At 46.2% G+C, this 22374-nt stretch carries 15 protein-coding genes; 3 read left to right on the forward strand and 12 right to left on the reverse strand.

From position 1 onward, the window contains the following. Positions 1–22 precede the first annotated feature (22 nt). Together OM416_RS07990 and OM416_RS07995 are read right to left on the reverse strand one after the other, a co-directional pair. Positions 23–1216: an MFS transporter gene (locus OM416_RS07990; RefSeq protein ID WP_264928277.1), complete on the reverse strand. Its 1194-nt coding sequence runs from the start codon at positions 1214–1216 to the stop codon at positions 23–25. A 111-nt stretch (positions 1217–1327) separates the two neighbouring features. After that, entirely contained in the window at positions 1328–2287 is a 960-nt protein-coding gene (locus tag OM416_RS07995) for a helix-turn-helix transcriptional regulator (RefSeq protein ID WP_264928279.1), read from the reverse strand. Between the two features lie 317 nt (positions 2288–2604). Here OM416_RS07995 and OM416_RS08000 point away from each other — a divergent pair, with 317 nt between their 5' ends. Continuing rightward, a complete protein-coding gene (locus OM416_RS08000; RefSeq protein ID WP_264928281.1) occupies positions 2605–4191 on the forward strand; it encodes a choice-of-anchor I domain-containing protein in 1587 nt (528 codons plus the stop codon). Positions 4192–4329: 138 nt separating this feature from the next. Here OM416_RS08000 and OM416_RS08005 read toward each other — a convergent pair whose 3' ends face one another. From OM416_RS08005 to OM416_RS08020, 4 genes are all read right to left on the reverse strand, one after another. Further along, complete coding sequence (locus OM416_RS08005; RefSeq protein WP_264928283.1) at positions 4330–4539, reverse strand: hypothetical protein; 210 nt, start codon at positions 4537–4539, stop codon at positions 4330–4332. Positions 4540–4685: 146 nt separating this feature from the next. Next, entirely contained in the window at positions 4686–6929 is a 2244-nt protein-coding gene (locus OM416_RS08010) for a carboxylesterase/lipase family protein (protein ID WP_264928285.1), read from the reverse strand. 608 nt (positions 6930–7537) lie between these two features. After that, entirely contained in the window at positions 7538–8794 is a 1257-nt protein-coding gene (locus OM416_RS08015) for an amidohydrolase (protein ID WP_264928287.1), read from the reverse strand. Positions 8795–9052: 258 nt separating this feature from the next. Further along, a complete protein-coding gene (locus OM416_RS08020) occupies positions 9053–10966 on the reverse strand; it encodes an AraC family transcriptional regulator (protein ID WP_264928289.1) in 1914 nt (637 codons plus the stop codon). A 228-nt stretch (positions 10967–11194) separates the two neighbouring features. On the opposite strand from OM416_RS08020, the gene OM416_RS08025 reads away from it, so the two are divergent. Then, a complete protein-coding gene (locus OM416_RS08025; protein ID WP_264928291.1) occupies positions 11195–12847 on the forward strand; it encodes an alkaline phosphatase in 1653 nt (550 codons plus the stop codon). 93 nt (positions 12848–12940) lie between these two features. On the opposite strand, the gene OM416_RS08030 is transcribed toward OM416_RS08025, so the two are convergent. Genes OM416_RS08030 through OM416_RS08045 form a run of 4 tightly spaced genes read right to left on the reverse strand, consistent with a single transcriptional unit; the run spans position 12941 to position 19558 of the window. Beyond that, positions 12941–15691 (reverse strand): DEAD/DEAH box helicase, encoded by a 2751-nt coding sequence (locus OM416_RS08030; protein WP_264928293.1) that lies wholly within the window; start codon positions 15689–15691, stop codon positions 12941–12943. Positions 15692–15712: 21 nt separating this feature from the next. Continuing rightward, positions 15713–16948, reverse strand: a complete 1236-nt coding sequence (locus OM416_RS08035) for a hypothetical protein (protein ID WP_264928295.1) — start codon at positions 16946–16948, stop codon at positions 15713–15715. After that, a complete protein-coding gene (locus tag OM416_RS08040; RefSeq protein ID WP_264928297.1) occupies positions 16938–17672 on the reverse strand; it encodes a flagellar motor protein MotB in 735 nt (244 codons plus the stop codon). The genes OM416_RS08035 and OM416_RS08040 overlap by 11 nt, the downstream gene beginning before the upstream one ends. A 14-nt stretch (positions 17673–17686) precedes the next feature. Next, complete coding sequence (locus OM416_RS08045; protein ID WP_264928299.1) at positions 17687–19558, reverse strand: hypothetical protein; 1872 nt, start codon at positions 19556–19558, stop codon at positions 17687–17689. Between the two features lie 302 nt (positions 19559–19860). On the opposite strand from OM416_RS08045, the gene OM416_RS08050 reads away from it, so the two are divergent. Next, positions 19861–20226 (forward strand): VOC family protein, encoded by a 366-nt coding sequence (locus OM416_RS08050; protein ID WP_264928301.1) that lies wholly within the window; start codon positions 19861–19863, stop codon positions 20224–20226. Positions 20227–20350: 124 nt separating this feature from the next. On the opposite strand, the gene OM416_RS08055 is transcribed toward OM416_RS08050, so the two are convergent. Next, positions 20351–21574, reverse strand: a complete 1224-nt coding sequence (locus OM416_RS08055) for a GNAT family N-acetyltransferase (protein ID WP_264928303.1) — start codon at positions 21572–21574, stop codon at positions 20351–20353. Positions 21575–21639: 65 nt separating this feature from the next. Beyond that, entirely contained in the window at positions 21640–22329 is a 690-nt protein-coding gene (locus tag OM416_RS08060) for a DUF4274 domain-containing protein (protein ID WP_264928305.1), read from the reverse strand. Positions 22330–22374: the final 45 nt, after the last annotated feature.

Consider the following 22374-nt stretch of genomic DNA (forward strand, 5'->3'; position numbering starts at 1 on the left):
TTGTAGCTAAACATGCAGCTAACTAAAGAGATCCGGCTACCGATTGGGGCTGGTTCTTTCTCATTCCCAGCATCATGATTGCCATTAAAAGAACCAGAACAGCTACGAGCATAAACGGAATATGTTTGTCCACCTGGTAAAGTGTCGTTGTAAGTATCGGAGTAATGACGGCGGATATCCCTTGAATCGCTGCTACCAATCCCGCTGCACCTCCCTGCTGTTCTTTGCTGACTGCGAGCGAAGCACCTGCCATGAAGCCCGGCATCATTAGACCCGAACCCATACCGAACAGGAAGAATGAGAAATAATACATGGGCAACTGGTTGGATACAAGAAACAGGATCATGCTTGCGATCAGAAAAAGTGAACCCATCAAAATCATCGGACGTGGCTGCCATTTCAACCACTTCATTTGAATGACCTGCATGATCAACATGGCTGCTCCGGAGAACATGAGTCCAAACGAAACCATTCGGGCCGTCGCCGCTGGAGATAGAGCCAGTTGATCCTGAAAATAAAATCCCCCGACAACCTGCAATGTCATGATGCCAATCATCGTAACCAAGCCGGCAGCAAGGTACATTCGTAGACCGCGTTGGAATGGGTTGACTTTTGGCGGCTTTGCCTGAATGACGGGTTTGGCTGCTGGAATTAACAACAAAGCGATAATAAACGCAGCGATCGCTATAAAAATGCCAAAATAAAGCGGCCACAGCAGACCGATGATCGTAAATGCTCCTGCAATGGCGGGTCCAAATACAAGGCCGAGTCCATTGGCAGCGCTGATAATCGCCATCCCGCTTCCCCGCTCCTCCCCTTCTGTCACATCACCCATATAGGCTTGAGCAGAAGAGAGTACGGCCGGAATAAACATGCCGATCAGACTGCGCGTCACAATCAGAAGGGTAAGCAACACACCTCCTCCAATCCATGCATTCAATCCCCCATACAATGCCAGGGCAAATAATGCACAGCTAACAGACATCCCTATGAACCCAATCAATATGATGGGTTTTCTCCCCTTCAGATCACTGAATCTGCCCCATACCGGAGCCATGACCGCCATCATAATGGACCCAAGCGAAATAATAAGACCGGAATGACTTTCTTTCATGCCCAACTCGCGAATAAGCGGCGGCATAATGGGTGCAATCAGCATCAGACCCAACATCGCTGCAAATACGCTAAAAAAAATACTTCCTCTGATTCGGTTCACGCTTATACACTCCTCTATATTTCAGTACAGTATCCACTGTACCTGGAGTATACAAGGCCGAGAGAATCCCCACTGCCTCTATACGGAACAATTCACCGCAAGCCGGATTTATTAATAAATCTTCTTCATCTCTGAGGGCTTCACACCGAATTTGCGATAAAATTGCTGCGAAAAGGCACTGACATTGCTGTAACCGACCGCAATGGCGGCCTCGGTGACGTTGTTATCTTGATTGCGCAGCAACTTCATGGCGTTGTCGAGACGAACCTGACGCAAATATTCGAAGACCGTGCTTCCGAAAAGTGCCTTGAACCCTTTTTTTAATTTAAAATCGTTAAGTCCCACTTGTCTGGACAATGCTAGCAAGGACGGAGGATCTACCATGCAAGCCTCCATAATCTCCCGAGCCGTATGTAACTTCCGGATATCCTCTCTGGAGAACCCCGCAGGAATTGGCGCCAGATCAAACAGTTGGATCATGAATCGATTCAAGATCTCCAAGGCTGTCGCTTCCATCATTAAGGATGATCGATAACTGTTGTTTAGTTCCACAATCAAACTGTCGATCATCGTTCGTATCCGGCTATCCAGTTGAAAGACAATCGGCTTGAACACCTTTCGCCCCAATACCTGATTAAAAGCAATCGGCTTGAAACTGCCCAGTTGGGCCGCTGCATAATTGAACAGAGAAACCGGAATCCCCAGAGAAAAAGAAGTATACGGCTCCCCGGCTGGAGGATGAAACCAGGCTTCAAAATCATGCATGAAAATGAGGGCCCCCTGCCCAATGGATAACGAATAATCCATGCCGGAAATATCAACATGCCGTTGACCCGACAAGGCAAATTGCAGCTCCACAATAGGCGTCTCGGAAGCAAAATACGTTGGATACGGCTGATGATATTCAACCTGGGAATATAAAATCTCAATGCCACTGTATGTCGTTACTCTTTTAATATTGCCACTGCCCGCCTTGGGAGAGAGCAGATACGTATATTCATCCTGTTGACTGTAAGGTTCCTGGGTCAGGTAATGCTGATATACTACGCCTAATGCATCATCCGTGTGCATGGGTATTCACCTCGCCTATATCTTGATCAGACTCATCCGTAAAGAAAGCCTAAATTAATTGATAATAATTCTCAATTAATTCTACCGCAATTTCATCTTTTCGACCAGTCCCATGTGTATCAAGGTTACTGCCTGATTGCCCTTCAAGTGACAAACTATTTTATGCGTTAACTTACATATCCAATTTGGTAAAATATCTCTTGTCTAACCTTTTACACAACTTGACCTACATTTTTACCGTCCCTTAACGCTACTTTCTTATACTGAAGCAGTTGTACATGCCATCACACACGAAACGATAAAGGGGATCTGGAACATTGAAAAAGAGAAATCAATGGCTTGCCGTTCTGTCGATGACTGCCATTCTAACCGCAGGAGCAACAAGCTACACATCCATGATTCATGCTGCTGACGCAAGTAAAACCACCAATGATCATGTCGTACTGCGTACAGCCATCCAAAATATGCAGGGTACGGTCACATGGAACGGAAGCAGTCGCAGTGTTGATATCCAGATCGCAGATACCAAAGTACAACTTCCTGTAGGAACGTCCTCAGCCACCATTAATGGTGTGAAAATTCCTCTGGACACTAAAAGCTACATCACCAACGGGACAACCTATGTATCTTCCCAGACGCTAAAATTAATCACGGATCAATTGATCCTGAAACAAAATAAAACCGGTTTTGAACGGACCGCCTCCTTCCAGATGCCTGGTGGCAAAGCAGAAATATCAGCCTCTACGCCAGATGGACAGCGCCTGCTCGTAACCGAAGCGGACAATGGCAGCATTTCCGTACTGGATATTGCTGACCTGAAAAACATCAACGTATTGAAGACGGTCAGTTTCCATGACCTCTACGCCAAAGCTGAAGTCACGAGCGTAACCGTGTCCAAAGATGGCAAATACGGTCTGGCTGTTATTCGCACAGGTGATACGGACATTGAAGCGAACAAAGGGTTGCTTGCCATTGTGGATCTGACAACCTACAAAACCGTCAAAACCTATGAACTCGGTATCGGTCCTGACTCGATTGCACTGTCACCTGACGGTCTGCACGCGGTGATCGCGATAGAGGATGAAGAGCTGAATAAAGCTGCCGATGAAATTGACTATGCCAACACCAAACGTCCGGGTAGCATTATGGTTGTATCTTTTGCTGGCGGGAACGTATTGGAGGGCGAGATCACCAACTTGCCGGTATCTCTGGACAATGTTGAAGGTGCCATCTACCCGCATGATCCACAACCGGAGTATGTTGCCATTAGTCCGGATAGCAAGACAGCAGCCATCACGTTACAGGAGAACAACGTCGTTGCCATCGTAGATCTGGAGACCAAAAAGATCAGCTCCATCTTCGCGCTAGGTACCACCTCACATCAAGCCGATCTGAAAGATGACGGTATCGTTCAGTTTAAAGAGACATTGACCGCTCGTTATGAACCGGATGGTATTGCTTTCTCGGCAGATGGTAAATACCTGCTGACGGCCAATGAAGGGGACTTGGGCAAGAATGAATTTGAGGATGGTGTAAAAGCAGGCGGACGTAATATTGCTGTCTGGGATCTGCAAGGCCAACGGATGTACGATAGCCAGAATCTCATTGAGAAAGCAACCGCCATGGTTGGCTTGTATCCGGATGATCGCAGTCCCAACAAGGGAAGTGAAGTGGAGAATTTAACCGTTGCTACTGTAGATGGTACAACATATGCCGCGGTAGCTTCCGAACGGGCAGATGCCATTTTGTTCTTCGATCTTGCTGATCCGGTCAATCCGGACTATCTGGGTCTGATCCCTACAGCCGGAGAGTCGCCGGAGGGAATCCATCGGGTAAATGGACGTAGCCTGTTTGTAAGTGCAGATGAAAGCACGGGAACACTTAGTTTTTTTGCCAAGAAATAGATCGAGCGCCCTTGGTAAGCAAAGGCTGAAATGAATGGTTTCACGTTGTATTGAGTAGGAGGGGGCGTAGAGCCCCTGTCCTCTCATGCTGTTTTACATGCTATTCCACGTATCCACATATAGTAGTACACACGATTATCAACGCTTCATATTTTCCAATTCCCGCCTGTTCCGCTCTACTTCCTCTTGTAATACGCGTACTTCCATCCTTAATGCGGATACTTCCTCTTTGACGCCAGACCGCTTCATCACAAGATAGAAAGCCAGATATAATACAAGACCAATCATGATAAAGAAAATTAATAGCGTTATAATCCCAGCAATAGCAAAATTACTAGCTCCATCCATAATGTACGTTTTCTCCTTTCCTATTTTTTATTAATTTATATTTACAAAAATACCATATTTAAGCATAACGAACAGTATAAAAAGCCAAGAGAGCATACTCCCTTGGCTTTCATTCTATCTATATATACCTTCCTATCCGGTAATCCTTATTCCCAGAAGAAACGACCTGCGAACACTTTTTCCGTCAACAGTTTGTATGTTTCTTCAGGCAATTCTTTTTTCATCTTCGCCATCACGGCTTCTTTGTCTTGATTATATTGTGTGGACATGCCAATCTCTGCCGTTGTATTGCTTGCATCTAGACGCATAATTGGTGCTTGGGCATCTTTCGTCCAAGGTGTCCATGCCGCCAGATCAGGGGACCCACCCGTACTTGGATTGCCTGTGTACAGGAACTGCTTCAGATATGCTGCCATCGCGGTGGACAACTGATCACGTCCTGGTTTGTTCGTATCGCTAAAGTACCCCTCAGGGAAATAGGCTGCAATTCCGTCTGCGTGCCCTGTATAGAAGTCCATATCCGCACCATGTGGTGCGCCCAGTAACGTGAGCAAACGCTCAGAGATGACCCCAGGTTGTGTACCCCAGGCAAAACGATACGCATATACCGGTGGCTGACCTGTTTCATTCGTCAATTGCTCCGCTACACGCTCTGCATTAAAGCCTGCATAAGCTTCGCTACCGTATTTCAGAGCAGCAGCGTATTGCTCCGCCTTGGTTTTATCGGTAAACAGAGTGCCATCCGCAATGGAAGGAGCGAAGTTCGGATCACCGAAGGCAAAGCCGGAGAATTCCGTTTCCAGGCTACCGAGCAATACAGGAACTTTCGTGTAATTGCCGTTATTGATAGCGTCAAAGCCTTCTTTTGGAATCACCGTACCATCCCGGAACAGATGCGGGAATGGTTCCATACGGATTGCGGTTGCGCCAAACGCTGTGACCAGCTTGTCCGCAGGCAGTGCACGCAGGTAGCTCTCCAACTGTGCCTGAGATTGCTTGCTAATCCATGCTTTTGCTTCTACTGCGTTAGCCGCTTTCCCCTCTTGCACGAGCAACTTCACGAGTACATCCTCAGATTTTTGCTCGCCTTCTTCCGGTGATGCTGTCGTCAATCCTCCGCTGAAAGCAACTGCTTTTTGATACAGTCCTTTGCCAAGTGGAGAGATCAGAGTTGCCAGCACATCACGTGCACCCGCAGATTGTCCAGCTAATGTAACATTGCCTGTATCTCCGCCAAACCCTTCAATATTATCCTGTACCCACTCTAGTGCACGGAATGCATCTAGCAGACCGTAGTTACCGGAGTCATCCAGGGCATTGCCTGTTTTCAGCGCTGCATTCTCGAAGAATCCGAGGGCTCCCAAACGGTAGTTCACTGAGATAATGATGCTGTTGGTACTCCGTGCAAGCTGTTCACCCTGAAAATCTTTGCCTGATCCGGTCATATTCCCGCCGCCGTGCAGGAACACCATCACCGGAAGTTTCGAACTGGTTGTGTCGGGACGCCAAATATTGAGATACAACGAATCCTCGCTACCTACAGTATTTTTACCGGAAATCTGTAAGCTGTTCGCTGCAAATTCCTTAGCCGATCGCGTTCCTGTCCATGCTTCCGGTTCTTGTGGAGCTTTCCAGCGCAGTTCACCTACCGGAGGCGCCGCGTAAGGAACACCAAGCCAGCCGAGCGTGCCATATTGCTCATAGGTTTTGCCATCAATCGCACCATATTTGGTCTGTTGCAGTGTTTGAGGTTGGAACGCCCCGGCTTCTTTATATTTCAACCAGCTCTGCTCCAAGGTTCCGCTGCCATTCTTGAGCTGCGTCTGCAACGCCTGTGCGGTTGCCTCTGCCATCATGCGATTGGTAAGTTGACTCGCACCCTTCCCTTGAAGAGCCTTGATTCCTTTACCAGCCGCATAGGTGGATGCCGCTCCTTGCTCATAATCCGTACCCGCTTCATATCCAAGCACCTTCAGCAACATTCCGGCGTAACCTTCCGCTGTAAGCGGTGCATTAGGTTCAAACTTCTTCGTTCCTGTTACGATCTCAGCTACATACGGATGCTGCTTCAAGTATCCAACGACCGGTTGCAGTACTTTGCCTGCCTGAGCCGCATCATCATACGTTTCCGTTCCCTGATAAGCGAGTGCTTCTTTCTCCAATCCGGACAAACGCAAGTAAAGTACTGCGGCCTGAATGCGTGTAGCCTTTTTGTTCAGATACGCCGCATTAACACCTTGACCGCTGCCGCGAATAAGTTCGGATTGGATCAGCTTGTCCATCGCTGCTGAAGAAGAGGATGCTGTATTTCCTGCTGCATAAGCTGGTAAAGCGGATACACATAACCCCAGAATTGTTGCTACGGCAATCGAACGTTTAATGGTTTTCATGTCATAAATCTCCTCGCTGTCCAATAGTGTGTGATGGGATAATTTCATTGGAAATGATCATGTGAAATGCGTATCTGAGAATCAGTATTCCAATGTCTGGATGAGTCTATATCTCTATTTAGGAAAAATTAAACTGGCTGCGCTCCTTTCTGCTCAAAATTTCTGCTACGGCGCTTGCGGACATGCCATCAGGCATTTTTCTATATAAAAAAACCTGAACCGAAGGCAAACAGACATCGCTTTAGCGTGGTCTACTGCCCTCAATTCAGGTTTTGCCTGCAATCAGTAACAACCCTGAGGAATGAGGTTCATTCCATATGAAAATGTAAACGCAATCAATCGTTTGATGATGAAAGAACCAACGAATGAACTGACACAGCTATTGCCCTAAACGCGGTTACAATCCTGTTGTTATGGTGATGTTAGCACATAATGAAAGCGTTCGCAATATCTTTTTTTTTGAATTATCTTTAAATGATTTCTGACAGGGTTAACACTAAAAACCCGCATTCTCATGCGGGTCTGTACTTAGCTTACATCATGATTTATCTGGACCGCTAACTCTCCAACCATTGATATCTGCATCTGCCATCCTATAGATTCGTCGTTTACAGTGTTCGTGCCAACTTCTCCAGCAGTTCTACCGCAGGGGCCAATACCGCTTCATCAATATCAAATTCAGGATGATGATGCGGCGCAGGTAACTCGCTGCCAACAATCATATACGTGGCTTTGCCACCTTGCTCCTGTACTCGCCGGATCATATAGCTGGCATCCTCGCTGCCGAGAGCAGCACTATCCGATATAGCCTCCGCATGGGTGAACCCTGTGATGCCTTCTGCTTGCTGAACCGCAAGCGCTGCAAGTTCCATATCACATCGAATCGGAATAGCACTTCCGACCACCTCAACTGTAGCTGTCAGTTCGTGCATGGCTGCGCTATGCTCAATGATGTGCCGCACGCGACGCTCCAGCTCCCGATTGGTTTCTTCACTCGTCGAACGCGTCTCAATAACCATACGGGCATGCTCAGCAATAATATTGGCCCCTGTTCCACCTTCCAGAATGCCTACATTGATCCGAGTATCTGCCGAGCTGAACCGGGGAAGTGCATGAATATTGAGCATGGCGGTCGCTGCCCCCAGCAGTGCGTTCCGTCCTTCCTCCGGTGAAGCCCCTGCATGGGAAGATACCCCGGTGAAGTGTGCTTCCAGCTTGGTCGTTGCCAGGAATCCGGCAGACGCACCTCTGATATGACCGGATGGCACACCGGTACCCAAGTGCATACAGAACAGGCGATCTACCTGTTCCAGCATTCCTTTTTCGACCATGGCATATGCCCCGCGTACACCTTCTTCGGCAGGCTGGAACAGCAGCCGGATCTTGCCGGCAAACTTCCGGTTACTCAACCGTTCTGCAAGCGCCAGCCCAATCGTTGTATGTCCATCATGCGCACAGGCGTGCATAATACCTTCATGACTGGAACGAAATTGTGCCGCTTGCGGCGCATGTTGTTCCAACTTGCTCTCACGGATCGGTAGTGCATCCATATCGAAGCGGAACGCCGTCGTTGATCCCTCCTGCTCTCCCTGAAGTTCAGCAACAACGGCGGTGAATCCACCTCTCATCTGCTCCACAATCACTGAATCTGCACCTTCCCGGAGGGCACGCTGATATGCATCTTCCAACACTTCCGGCTTGGGCAGACCCCGCCGTGATGTGTCGTCAATCGCATCTTTTCCATAAGTGACGCTATACCCCAGTTCCTTCAGCACCTGCACCACTTTGGTTGCCGTACGAAATTCCATAAATCCCAGTTCAGGATGTGCATGCAGATCCCGGCGAAGCGCGATAATATCCATCATGTGTCATTCCCCTCTCTCTCCAACCTCTTTCTTATTTCATCGTGCATACCGTTCTACACTACTCATTCAACGTTATAAGTCACTAAGCCTGCTTCTGCTGATCTCCTACAATCTTGCGTTTACTCCCTGTTCCATGGGTTATAATCTTTAATTATATACAGAACCGGAGATATAAAAAAACAAGCCATAGGTGAATTCACCTATGACCTGCTCTGATATGACGTGATTTGGCGTCACACTTGTAGAATGATATCCTCTCTATTCCTGCAGCTTGCTCACTTGCTCAATCAGGCTATCCAGCCCTTTGTCGACCAGGTACGGTCCATAATTCCAATAGTTGCGAGACACATTAATGATACGATGATTTTTGATCGCAGGAATACTCTGATACACCGGTTCCTTGAATAGTTCCATCATCTGCTCCATCTCTTCATCGTCCATCTGGGTGAAGAAGTAGTCTGCAGGTTTATCCGCCAACTTCTCCAATGAGAGCACGGTTCCACCATCTGCATAGGCTTTGTACTGTTCAGGCATATCAAATCCGAAATCCTGGTATATCAGCTTGCCCAATGTGCCGCCTTCTCCTCCCAGTAATACCTCCTTATTGTAGATGACGAAGGACATGGCCGTGGTTCCCGGTTCAATATTGATGTTCAGTTCATCCCGAATCCCCTTCAATTTATCTTCAAACGCAGCAATCCATTTCTCCGCTTCCTCTTTCCGATCCATAATCTCGCCCATCGTTCTCAGCGTGTTGATGACATCCGGGTCACCGCCCCAGGCTACTGTAATCGTCGGCGCAATTTTCTCATAAGTACCGATCACTTCCGTGCTTGTATAATCCGGTACGATGATCAGATCTGGCTCCAGATCCGAGACCACTTCTACGTTCCCCGTTCCTGATCCAATATCCGATACATCAGCCATTTCTTCCGGGTACAGATCCAGCGTTTCCTTGTTCGCACCCGCCGGCTTCATTCCGAGTGGAAGTAAATACCCACCATATGTGATCACAACCGGTTTGGCAGATTGGGCCGGAATCTCAACCGTTCTCCCCGATGCGTCGGTATACATTTTGGTTGCAGGCAATGAAGCATCTTCATTTGCTGTTGGCTGTGGATCAGCCCCTCCCCCGCAAGCTGCTAATAGCAGGGATAAACTAAATAATAAACTGACTGCCAACGTAGGCTTAAAACGAACATTCAAGTCATTCACGCTCCATGTGTTGTATTGATAATGATTATCGTTATTATCAATATAGCGTTGTGCGAGCTCTCCAGCAATGAACGATTCCGACTTCTTGTTGGTACGATTTGAACCTTTAAGCAGATGGCTGTGCATTTTATATTGAGCAGGTGTTTCTCCCATCATCCGTTTGAAGATTCGGCTAAAGTAGTACAGGTCTTTATATCCGACGCTCTCAGCCACATCACGAATCTGAGCATCTGTCTCTGTTAGCAATACTTTGGCTCGGTTCATGCGGGTTTGGATGACGTATTCCATAGGGCTACATCCGAATTTGCGCTTAAATACCCGTGCCAGATAGTGACTGCTGTAATGAAATTGGGCCGCCATATCCTCCATGGACACGGGATGCGCGTAGTGCTCCTGAATGTAAGCTGCAATCTGCTCGGTCAACTCCGGAGGTTCAACCACCTGTTCTCCTGCCAGCTTCCATTGACGAAACTGTTCGTATACAAACTGATACAACAATCCTGTGACCTGCAGCCTGTCCAACTCTTCGCCGCTTGCCCAGCATTCATGCATTCTCTCCATAATGGGAATTAGCGATAATGGATATGTTGCTGCAAAATGATACTGCTGCGTGCAAAATTCATACTCCTGTTGTACGTTATCCGCTCTCGATGGGTGGGTACCCGCGAAGCTTGGCTGGGGTTTATATAGAATAAGATAATATTCCAAGGGGATATCCAGACATTGGATATGTAAAGTTGTGCCTTTGCCACCATGCAGTACCTGCGTCTGGGTGGCCCTGAGCTTTTCTTTGCCAAAATGAACAATGGCTTCTCCTCTGAACATCAGCAAAAAAGCATGGGCTGGCAGAACATACGGCTTAAGGACCTGTCCCGGCTTCAAGACCAGATGACGAATGTCCATGAGCTTCACCTGATTTTTATTCCACCACTGAATGGCTTCTGACCATTCTTTCATTACATACCACCTCAAAGCCGATCATTAGACGAGGGTCATTCCCTAGTCCGATTTTCTCCTTAACATACAAGAGTGATCCTCATTTTGTCCAGTTACCTGAATTCTAGCATTCTTCATTAATCGTAAAATTTACATATAGTTAATCCATTTCATACGTTGATTTAGCAATTGTTGTATACACTTGTTTTTGGGTACCAAACTATACATATATTCTAGGAGGATGCATTCATGTTAAACCGGTTTAATGTCCGTGCAGCCAAAATGATGCTCGCGGTGACAACGATTGTTACGGCTACACTCGGAGGAAGCAGTGCAGCGTGGGCTGTCGAAGACACGACCTCAACGACATCTGCATCACCGATTAAAAATGTCATTATACTCATTCCTGACGGCATGGCTAACGATGCGACTGCTTTGGCTCGTTGGTACAAAGGCTCGTCCCTAACACTGGACTCCACGGCAAGCGGCATGGTTCGTACACACTCCGCTGATGCGCCGATTGCGGACTCGGCTCCTGCCGGAACAGCTTTTGCAACAGGTTATAAATCGCATACCGGATTTGTCGGTGTACTGCCGGATAAGGCTACGATGCCTGGACAGAAAGCAATTGCGTCTGGAGATGCAAGAAAACCTGTTGCTTCTGTGCTGGAAGCATCCAAACTCGCCGGTAAAGCAACCGGAATTATAGCCACATCCGAGATTATGCACGCTACACCAGCGGACTTCTCTGCCCACTATCCTGACCGTAAAAACTATGATGCACTCAGCAAACAACAAGTCTACAATGGCATCGATGTTGTGTTGGGTGGAGGTAGCAAATATCTTGAGCCAGCCGGACGTAAAGACGGCGAGAATCTGGTTTCTTCCATCAAAGCACTGGGTTACGATTACGTCACTACACCGGAGGCAATGAAAGCCTCCGATTCAAATAAACTGTGGGGCATGTTCGCGCCAGCAGGCATGGCTTATAATATGGACCGTGATCCTGCGAAGCAGCCGAGCCTTGCCGAGATGACATCCAAAGCCATTGAAGTTCTGTCCAAAGACGAAGACGGCTTCTTCCTGATGGTCGAAGGCAGCAAAGTGGACTGGGCAGCTCATGCCAATGATCCCATTGGTATTATCAGTGACGTGCTCGCTTTTGATGATGCCGTAAAAGTAGCGATGGATTTTGCCAAAGCCGATGGAGAAACTGCCGTTGTGGCTGTTACGGACCATGGGAATGGTGGACTCACCATTGGTAACAACGCAACTAGCGGCACTTACGATAAAGAGCCGTTGTCCACATTTATCGGACCTTTGAAAAAGGCCAAGCTGACAGGCGAGGGCGTTGAAGCGAAGCTGAATGCCAAGCGTACAAACATCAAAGCAGTGATGAAACAATACTATGGCATTACGGACCTGACTTCCGAGGAGATTGCCACCATTAAAGCGGCCGAGCCAGGCAGTCTTAACTATGCAATCGGTCCAATGATCAGCAAACGTGCAGGGATCGGCTGGACAACCGGTGGTCATACTGGTGGAGATGTCGTGTTGTACACGTATGCTCCGAACAATGACCGTCCATTCGGTGTGATTGACAACACGGATGTCGCCAAATATATGGCTCGTGTACTGGATCTGGATCTCGACAGCGTGAGCAAACAATTGTTTGTACCAGCCAAACAGGCATTTACAGCCAAAGGCGCGACGTACAAGCTGGATCTGACTGACGTCCAAAATCCGAAGATTCTCGTTACAAAAGGTAACACCAAGTTGGAACTGCAAATCTACAAAAATATTGCACTGTTGAACGGCAAAAAGACAGCCTTGGAAGGTGTCATTGTTTACAACGGTGTAGAAGCCTTTGTTCCACAGATGGCCGTGGATCTCATTCAATAAAAAAGAGCCCTCGCATGGGTGTGCAGAAATCTCTTTTGAATTTTTTCAAGCTGCCGAGTACGTTCGGCAGCTTTTTTAGGTTTTTGTTAATTTTTATATTCCCTTCAATACTTCGTGCTCTATACTTAGTTTCTTACTTGATACCATGACAGATGAAGCCATTTCCTGTTTTTCACTTAAAATCCGATGCACGATCTCTTCAACCGAACCTTTTTTGGTAATACCTTGCGTGTCCGTAACAATAGGATAATATACCGTTACTGGCTTGTCCTGCCCGATTCGGTATACGCGGTCTGTGGCCTGATTCTCAACTGCGGGATTCCACCAGCGCGTGTAATGGATCACATGATTGGCTGAAGTAATGGTCAGTCCTGTTCCTGCAGCTTTCGGAGACAAAATCATCACATCGAAGCCAGCGTTACTGTTAAAGCGATCCACTTGCTCTTGTCTGCGATCGGTCATGCCGTTAATAATCATCGGTGTGATCTCAAAGCAGTCACGTACCGTTGTTCGTAAAATGTCCTGCATCTTGATATATTCGGTGAAGATAAGGACTTTTTCCCCTTTTGCTTTGACTTGACGAATCAGTTCCACCGTTTCTCTAAGCTTGGGTACTTGATGGTACGGTATATTCATGTATTGGTTAGCAATCAATCCCGGATGAGAGCTCAACGCTTTTAGTTTTTGAATAGCCTGCAAACCGTCCATCGTTTTATTTTTGACCAAGGTGATTACTTCGCTATACAAACGTTCCTGTTCCGTTCCCAAAGGCACATTGGTAATGACAGCCTGCTTGGTCGGCAATTGATCCCCGAGTTCTTCTGATTTCGTGCGGCGCTTGTACACCATCGCAATTCGACCCAGAAGCTGCTGCTCGACATCAGTGTCTCTTGAGTCTGTAGTAAGCTTGTTTACAAATTCTTCCTTGAACTGACTGAGACTGCCCAATAATCCTGGCTGCACATAATCCATGATAGACCACAACTCACTCAATCCGTTCTCCACAGGGGTTCCTGTCATGGCGAGACGGAATTTGGACTTCATCGCTTTCAGCACCTTGGAGGCAGACGTTGAGGGATTTTTGATGGCCTGTGCTTCATCACAGATCACCGCCTGCCAGTTCACTTGTCCAAACGACAGTTGATCCTTCACTAAGGTATGATACGTTGTTACCGTGATGCCAATGTGCCTCAGTTCCACCGCATCCTTCAACCGCTCCGTTCCCCGATGAAGGTACAGCGACTTCAACAAGTAGGGAGCAAATTTGCGTACTTCCTTCTCCCAGTTGTCCATGAGTGTCTTGGGCACCACAACTAATGTTGGCGTAAGTCTTCCGATTTCCTGGAGATAGGACAGGAAAGAAATCACTTGTATCGTTTTCCCAAGCCCCATATCATCAGCCAATAGACCTCCCAATTTGCGATAATGGAGTGATTTCATCCATACGAATCCATCTGCCTGGAATGGTTTCAGGGAAGCATTAAATGCTTCAGGCGGCTGGTTTGAGAACACTCCCAGATCCTGCATCTCTTGCTGCGCTTGCAGAATCGGCTGATTAAACTCCAGTTGACTGATGTTCTCGTAAATCTCCAACACATACGGCAGCTTCGTTATATCTACCAAGTTACCTTCACTTAACATTTCTCGTTTTGCCGTATCCGTAGTGTCTACAAAGGCCTCAGCATCTTGCGGTAATTTAAGCCAGCTGCCATTCCATTCTATGTATTCCTCACCTTGCTCCTTGGCCTTTGAGATCAAATCCAACATGTCAGAAGCTTCCCACGTTTGCTGTACTTCCCCAGTCTCGTCTTGCGCGGAAAAGCCAAAATCCAGTTCGAACCATCCTCGCTCTTGTTCAGTTGCATGCACAAATGGCTGGGCTTTATAGACTCGAATACCTAGTGACTTTACCCGTTCACCAAACAGGGACAAATCTATACCTTCCATTTCAGGTACATATGCTTCAGGATTTTCAGCAAATTTCGGGATATCCGCTCCTTGAATCTTTGGTAATTCTCGAATACGATCGGCATGATCTACAACTGAGGGCTTCACAAATACTTTTCTCCGCTGACGATCCACGGCATAACGACTAGCGGAAGAACCCATTTCATTTAACAAATCAGGGCTAATTGGATCTGATGAGTGGTACTCCGGATGAAACGAAACACCTTCCGAATTGTATTCCAATCCAAGATCCACTTTATCAACAAACAGATATTCCTGATGCAGCAGATAGTCATCCATAGGATATTCATGATGTATTGCCCAATGACGAACTTCCGCAACATAGCTGAAGATACGTTCCTGATCCAATGGATTAGGAGCCTGATCAATCAGCTGTTGAAATTGATATTGCTCCGAATCCATAAGCAATACCTGCTGATCGGGTAACACCAGCCATGGCCCAATCCTTTTTGCAGTTCGCTCCAAATGACTCCACGAACCACAAGCCTTTTCCAGCACGAATTTAAAATGAGCCGTTCCCACTGCGCTCTCGTGGCCTAACTTCAGGTCAAGCTTCTTCGATGCAGGAATGCCCAATCTCTCCCGCAGTTCTGGTGGTACATCGTCAAATTTATCTGTATTTAATACATAATTGCTATCTTGTTTATCCAAATATCCCTCGAACCACATGTCTTCGAGAGTCTCTAACAGCTCAGCGTTACTGATCTGTCGAAGTTCGGAGATTCTTAGACCAAGTGGAAATTGTAGTGCCTTTTCTTCTCTGACAATGGAATACAATAGCCCGTTCTGAACCATTTCCTTCTCAACCTGTATGTCCGAAACTATAGAATCTGTCGACTTTCGACGCTTGCTCAAGAAACCAAAGAGACCTGCCATCTGCCTTCGCCTTCCTATTCTCTAAAATCTTCCGTTTAAATACTGTCTCATATAGCTATCGAACTTATCGTCCCAGCTTCGACCATGATGACCCAATTTCTCTATAAATAGCTGGACACCTGCTCGACTGGATTCAGGTACTTTAAGCATGCTTTCTTTATTGCTGCGGCTCCTGCTGTTTCTAAAAGTCGGTGATGTGCTTATCGGACGAATGATTTTCTCAAATCCTTCACGATGATAGAAATAGGCCGCCCCCATCTGACCGTATTCAACCACAACGAAGTTATCGAAGTGTATAAAAGCGATCATGGGATCCTGGATAAGCTCTACGTCCTGCATATAATCAATGAATCTTTTCCAATAGTTCAATCGTTGGTTATCTTGGTCGTTTTCGAATAGAATCTGCAGTTTCTTCTGGATAAGCCAGCGTTTGACTTCTTCAAGAGCACCGGAACTTAGGAATTGCCAATCCGTGACGCGTTCCCTGGGATCTCTCAACCTGGCTACGGCCTGCTGAACAATTGCGACATGAAATTGAGTGTATTTACGTGGCTCAAAATAGTTTTTAATGAGCTGTTTGTATTCGTGCATTGAATAATTCTCTAGCAGTCGAACAATAAAATCGGTTCCATCCCGATTAATCATATGATCTTGCGAGAGTCCCTGCTCCAATATTTTTCGCATCAAAGTCGATTCCAACTTGGATTCTTGTTCGATCTTTAAAGCATGGAATGCGTCTGTCGTTTTGGTTCCCATCAGCAGGAGAGCAGAAGTAATCCCCTGTACAACACCAGACTTGTGGTACATCACATTATCCATATGGTACTGGATCTTATCGTCAAGCAACATAAACCCAAACTGGTCGACTTGATAGATTGAGCGCAAAAGATCCAGCAAGTAAGGTTCTTCATATTGATGCTGGAAGATTACCCATGCGGTCTTTCCTACTTCCACAGAGTAACGCGCTGTTAAAATACGATTAATTTTCTGCCTTGTATCCTGATTTTCATTAGGAAATGGATATTCGCTATAGATCAGCATTAACACTTCCATTTTCTTCAGTGAGTGCGCCAATTCCTCAACATTTTCCATGGGGGTAGCGCGAATGATCTCTAGCAATTTCGGAAGCAACATTCTACTGCGCTGCCGGATAATATCCGCCTGTTTGTTTTTGTATTTCCGTTCCATTTTAATTCTTTCTTCGGTAAGCAGTTGTGGTTTAAACGAGAATTGATAAAAGTATTGATTAATTTCCATCTCTCTCACCTAACCCTTGAAGTTGATCCAATAGTTGATCGTCTTTCAAACGGAATTTGAATTCCACTCGTCTGGACTTATTTGCATCAATTTTCCCATCTTTCTTCAAGATCGGTATACTAAAGGAACGACCATTGGCCGTAATGACTGATTTTAGCTCTTCTTTATATTGGAAATCCGGGAAATTAGGCTGAAATACTTGCTCAACAACAGAAAGTGCGCGGTCTTGTGAAAGCTTCAGATTATATAGGTATCCGCCAGCGGTATCCGTATGGCCTTCTACGATAATTTGCGATATTTCATCGCGAAAACGGTCGGACAATAGAATATTGATATACTGCGGAATGAACTGTTCCAAATACGTTCTTCCTTTAGCCGAAACTTGACTGCTATTCGAGTCGAAGAACACCCCACCAGAGAAGCGGATTGCTCCTGTCTGGGGATCGACTTCCAGAGCTAGGTCCGAATCTTTAAATGCTTTGATTAATTCCTGAATAATTTCCGATTTGACACCGATGACTTCCTCAATCATCTGATTTTTTTCATTAATTGCTGCTTCTTTCTCTTCATATGCCGATTGCGTATTATATATGGTAATCATGAGTACGAGGGCAAAAATGACAAGCAACGCCGACATTAGATCGGTATAAGATACCCAAAAACTCTCCTTTTCACCTTCATGCGCTCGTGACATATGCCGCTCATTGCGAAATCCTCTAGCCAAAATGCATCATCACCTTACTCTGAAGTTACCGGATTCATGATCCGTTTGGATTGACGATTAATCTCCAACACCGTTTGCTTCAATGTCTGCATGGCATCAGGCAAATCGATCAGACCTTCCTGAATCGCATCCACGCCACTCGCCAAGTGCTGAACTGACTTGGTTAGTTCTTGGTCAAATTGAGTAAACGTGTTTTGAAGACCACGATGCATATCGTCTGTAAACTGATTCATGGAAACTTCCAGATGCTTGTTCGTCTTGGACATCGATTCGCTTGCCGAAGTCCACACTTGCTGCAAATGTTCCACCCGTTTATCCATGCTTTCCAGTTGTTCCGCCAATTGATCTTGTACTCTGGTTGATATATTTCCCACTGCTTCACGTTCATGTTGAATTTCTCTCATCAGGGATTGCATATCTTCTTGGATATGAACAAACTCTGTATTATTATTTGTGAATTTACCAAAGATAAGTTCCAGTTCCTGATTCGACCTTTGACTAAGTTCAGCTTGCTGAGATAATGTAACAGCCAGTGATTGTTGACTCTGTGTGATACTGGATATCCGCTGTAAATTCTCTTCTAAACGTTGCTGGAAAGTAACCTGTAATCCCGTTTGGGTCACAATTGACTCCACATTTTCTTTAAGCGTGTTCATATGACTTTCAAAATAACTATTAAACGTATTGCGTTCTTCCGTCATCTTGTCTAGTAGATCTGCCGTGACCTTCTGAAGTTCGCTGTTTTTCTCCGTTGTTTCGTTCAATTCGGATACGGTTCTCTCTAAAACTGTCTGATAATCCGTAATCCGTTCCGTATAATTATGAATTTGTTCCGTAAGAACGGTGGTCTTGTCCACCATCGCTGACTGTCCAGCAGCCGAATCCTGCATGGATTGCACAAGCGCACCCATTTCCTCATGCACTTTTTTCTGCCATTCCACGGTATTGTTCAATGCTTCTCCCAGATTCTTCATATGATCTCCAGTTAGTTCATTCAATTGAGTAACGAATTGATTTACCATCTGCTGCATACCCTCCGATTGGTTCACCGTGGTTGTCTGCATTAAATCTGTCATCATTTTCTCAGTTCGTTCCATCTGAGGTGCGAGTGATTTCTGAATGGAATCCGCCACACCGTTAACCATATTCGGTATAAGTACATCTGACAAAAAAGACTGAAAATCCTGCATCTGCTTCTCTTGTCGTTGGTCCATGCTGAATAGCAATGTGCTTTGATCTTGAGTCGGAAATGCCTCGTCAAGCTGTTGGCGAATACTTCCAAATGCATTAGTGAGATTTGGATAAAAAATTCCTTTGTCGATTAACTGCCATATGAGAGAAAGCAGAACTCCCGCAATCGATGACGCAAATTTAACCTTCATCCCCGTAAGCAATGAGCTAATTCCGTCTTGCATCGTGCTTGAGTCACCATTGACATGCACTTGAGATACACCAAATGCAATCCCAAGGAAGGTGCCTACAATTCCCATGGAGAGGAAAATCCCTGCAACAACTTCTGCAAACTTTCTTTTTCCAAATTTATGTACTAGAGGCTCTTCAAAAAAGAAGTCATATACATCTGGTGTGTAGAGTATGCCTTTCTGTTGATAACTCATATACTTAACATAGAAACTCTTCCATGCGGGGAGTAAATGTCCCTTGATGTACTTATTGTCCTGATTCTCCATCCAATCATTGAAGCTATGAAACTTTGCTGTCATTTCAGTAATATTAGATAGTTCCTCAAGCTTGGCCTTGATGTCAGATTCAGCTTTTTTGCTGTTCCAGTAAGGTATGAGGACAAAAAACAAACATAGTACGAAAATCGAAACCATTAAAGCAATGTAACCCCATGCGAATTCTGTAGATGTGAAAAATGTTGCCATAGCTCCTCCTTAAGATATATAGTAGTTAACTAAATTACGGTCTTCACTTGGTACTAAATTTAAATACCCAACTCAAAGTATGGCTGTTATACTTCAATATTTTTCTTGCAAACCAAGATTATCATAATTTTCAAGTTCATTATACCTATTTTTTCCTATAAGAGAAAATAATCTTAAAAATAAATAGTCCAAACGAACCCTTCTTAATAGTAACGTGTGTCTATATTCATTCAACTTTAAGCCTATCGTATAATGAACGTAACAAAAATACATATCATACACGAAAAAGGAGAGATTCACCCATGTTGATCAAATTAAACTGGATTACGCTGAGGGTCAGTAATTTGGAAGCTTCGCTCGGGTTCTATCACGACATGCTCGGACTTCCCATTCAGCGCAGATTCGAAAGCCGTGGACGGCAGATTGCCATGCTGGGCATGGAGAATGAAGCCAAGCTGGAGCTTATTGAAGGCAGTGAATCCATTCTTAAACCAGAGGCCGGCGTGTCGATTGGCTATGAGGTGAACTCGTTGGAGGAAGCCATGGAACGACTGGCAGAGCTGAATATCCCGATTTTACGCGGCCCCATCCAGCCCAATTCGCATCTGCGGTTTATTTACATTACAGATCCAGATGGTTTCGAGGTACAACTCGCAGAGCATGCCTAATTAGGCGGGTGTGCATAAGTGTGCGTATCACGATGACCAGTTGTGTGTGCATGTGTGAAGCTAAAACTGCATACATGCACACACTACCTCAAAATGGTGTGGTATCGGTAAGCTTTATGTCTGTTTACAGCTTCATGCGGCGCATGAGCGGCACACCTACGCGGTTCAACAACCGATCAAGCAGTAGCCAGCACCAGCGTCTGCCCCAAGGAAGATGGCGCTCATAGACAGCGGAATACTCGAAATCCGCCACAGCACCACGATTGCGTTTGAACTGCGCAGCCCCGGCGCTCTCATGCAACAGATGACCGTTCTCGCGAGCCTGTCCAATCAGACAGGCCGATAACATGCGGTATAGTCCGATGGACTGGGGTAACGCCGTATCGTAACCAAACAGCGGTGTTGTCATAATTCCATTTCGGCAGAAATAACCCATCACCGCGTCCAGACGCCCATCCTTTTGCAATCCGTAGAGCCTGAGTGTCCCTGATGCCATCGCAGCAGCAACGAACTGCTCGGTGAATTGTGGATTGTGATAGGAGTATTTTTCAAGGTATAACAGCTTGTACAACTCTGCGATTCGCGGAATATCTGCATCCGTCATATCTGCTGCGGAGACAAATTCATATTCATGCTTGTCCAATAATTCGTAATCCCGCTTCAGCAGCCAGCGCGACTTCGAGTTGCCAAAATTCGGATCATGCGCTCGGTACAGATAGATTTGTCGGCTGGGAATGAGTCGACACCCCGCTTCCTTTAGTCTCGCTGTCAGATCGGGATGAAGTCCCGGGCACAAGGAGCGAAACACAATGACATGCTCAGGGTATCGCTCTCGTACCGCTGCAAGCAAACACGCCGCGTGCTCACCGGACATGGCTGGATACAGATTGGTGGACAACAGCCAGTTGTTCACATGCACGACTTTGTTGATCTGCGATTGCTTCATTCCCCAACCGATTAAACTGAGCAGCGCAGAAAGACCTTTTTCCAACATGGGCTTCTGCAACATGGTCAATTCCTGCTTGGCGTAACTCACGTAATGGGTATATGGCGAACAGACATAAGCATTATCATACTCCGTATCATTCACGGTTAGCGGAATAACGAGATCATCAATCCGGGCGAGCAGCAATGTCGTTTCCACGTTGGACATATAGCTTCGGGACTCTTGCTGCATCATAGGTTCCAGATAAGCTCTGGCATATCTGCCATCCTCCGTATTGGGCCAGTCCATGTCTTTGAACGAATTCTGATCATAAAGACGCACGCGTTCAGCGCGGTTATCATTCCTAACTTCATATGTACGGTCATCGCAGGCCGAGCTGTCTTTCATTCCTTTATTCTTCAACCTTATACTCCCCCATGAGGTAACATCTTCTCTTTAACTACCCATTTCAGGTCCAGTGCCCTTGCCTATTCTATCCGGGATAATTGCTCTGCAAGCTGACGATAAGCCGGTCCGTCTTCTCTCTCGCTGACCTCATCTTCATCCATCTCCAGCCAGTAGTCCGCATCCAGCAGTTCTGCCATATCCAGCCGCGTAATCTCTGCACATTCAGGATGTTCACATGCTGCAATCATCGGCTCAGGACTATCGTCCCAGTTGTATCCGTTCACGATGGCATGCAGAAGTACAGCTGAATCCAGTGCACGGATTTGGGCAACCGCCTTTTCTGAAGACTCCTCGTACAAAATTTCATCTACAACGCTTTGCTCCACCTGGGTCAGCTTGAGTCTGACCGCACCTTTGGTGTCCAGTAACATATCTGCTATGTCCGGATTACGTCTCGCTGCATTCCAGGCACTGGCCTGAATTCCAAGGGGAGCGTCCAGTTTGACTCCATGTTCAATTAATAGCTGAATGGCTTCAATCTGCTTGAACTTCACGGCTTTTTTCAGCGCGGTATCCCCAAGCTTGTCCTCTACTTCCAGGTCCGGACCAGATTCCAGAAGACACCGGATCGCTTCAGTCGGCATACGATTTGTCAAAAAGAGCATCAGCGGTGTACGCCCACGATTATCCTGTTCGTTGATATCCAATACACCGACGGCTGCTCTGACTTGTTCCACATCTTTGGATTTGCTAATCTCCAACCAATTCATGGTTCGTTCTCCTCCATCCTCTTCATACTCTACACAACACTGTAT

The organism is Paenibacillus sp. LS1, from assembly GCF_026013365.1.
Classification (GTDB): Bacteria; Bacillota; Bacilli; order Paenibacillales; family Paenibacillaceae; genus Paenibacillus.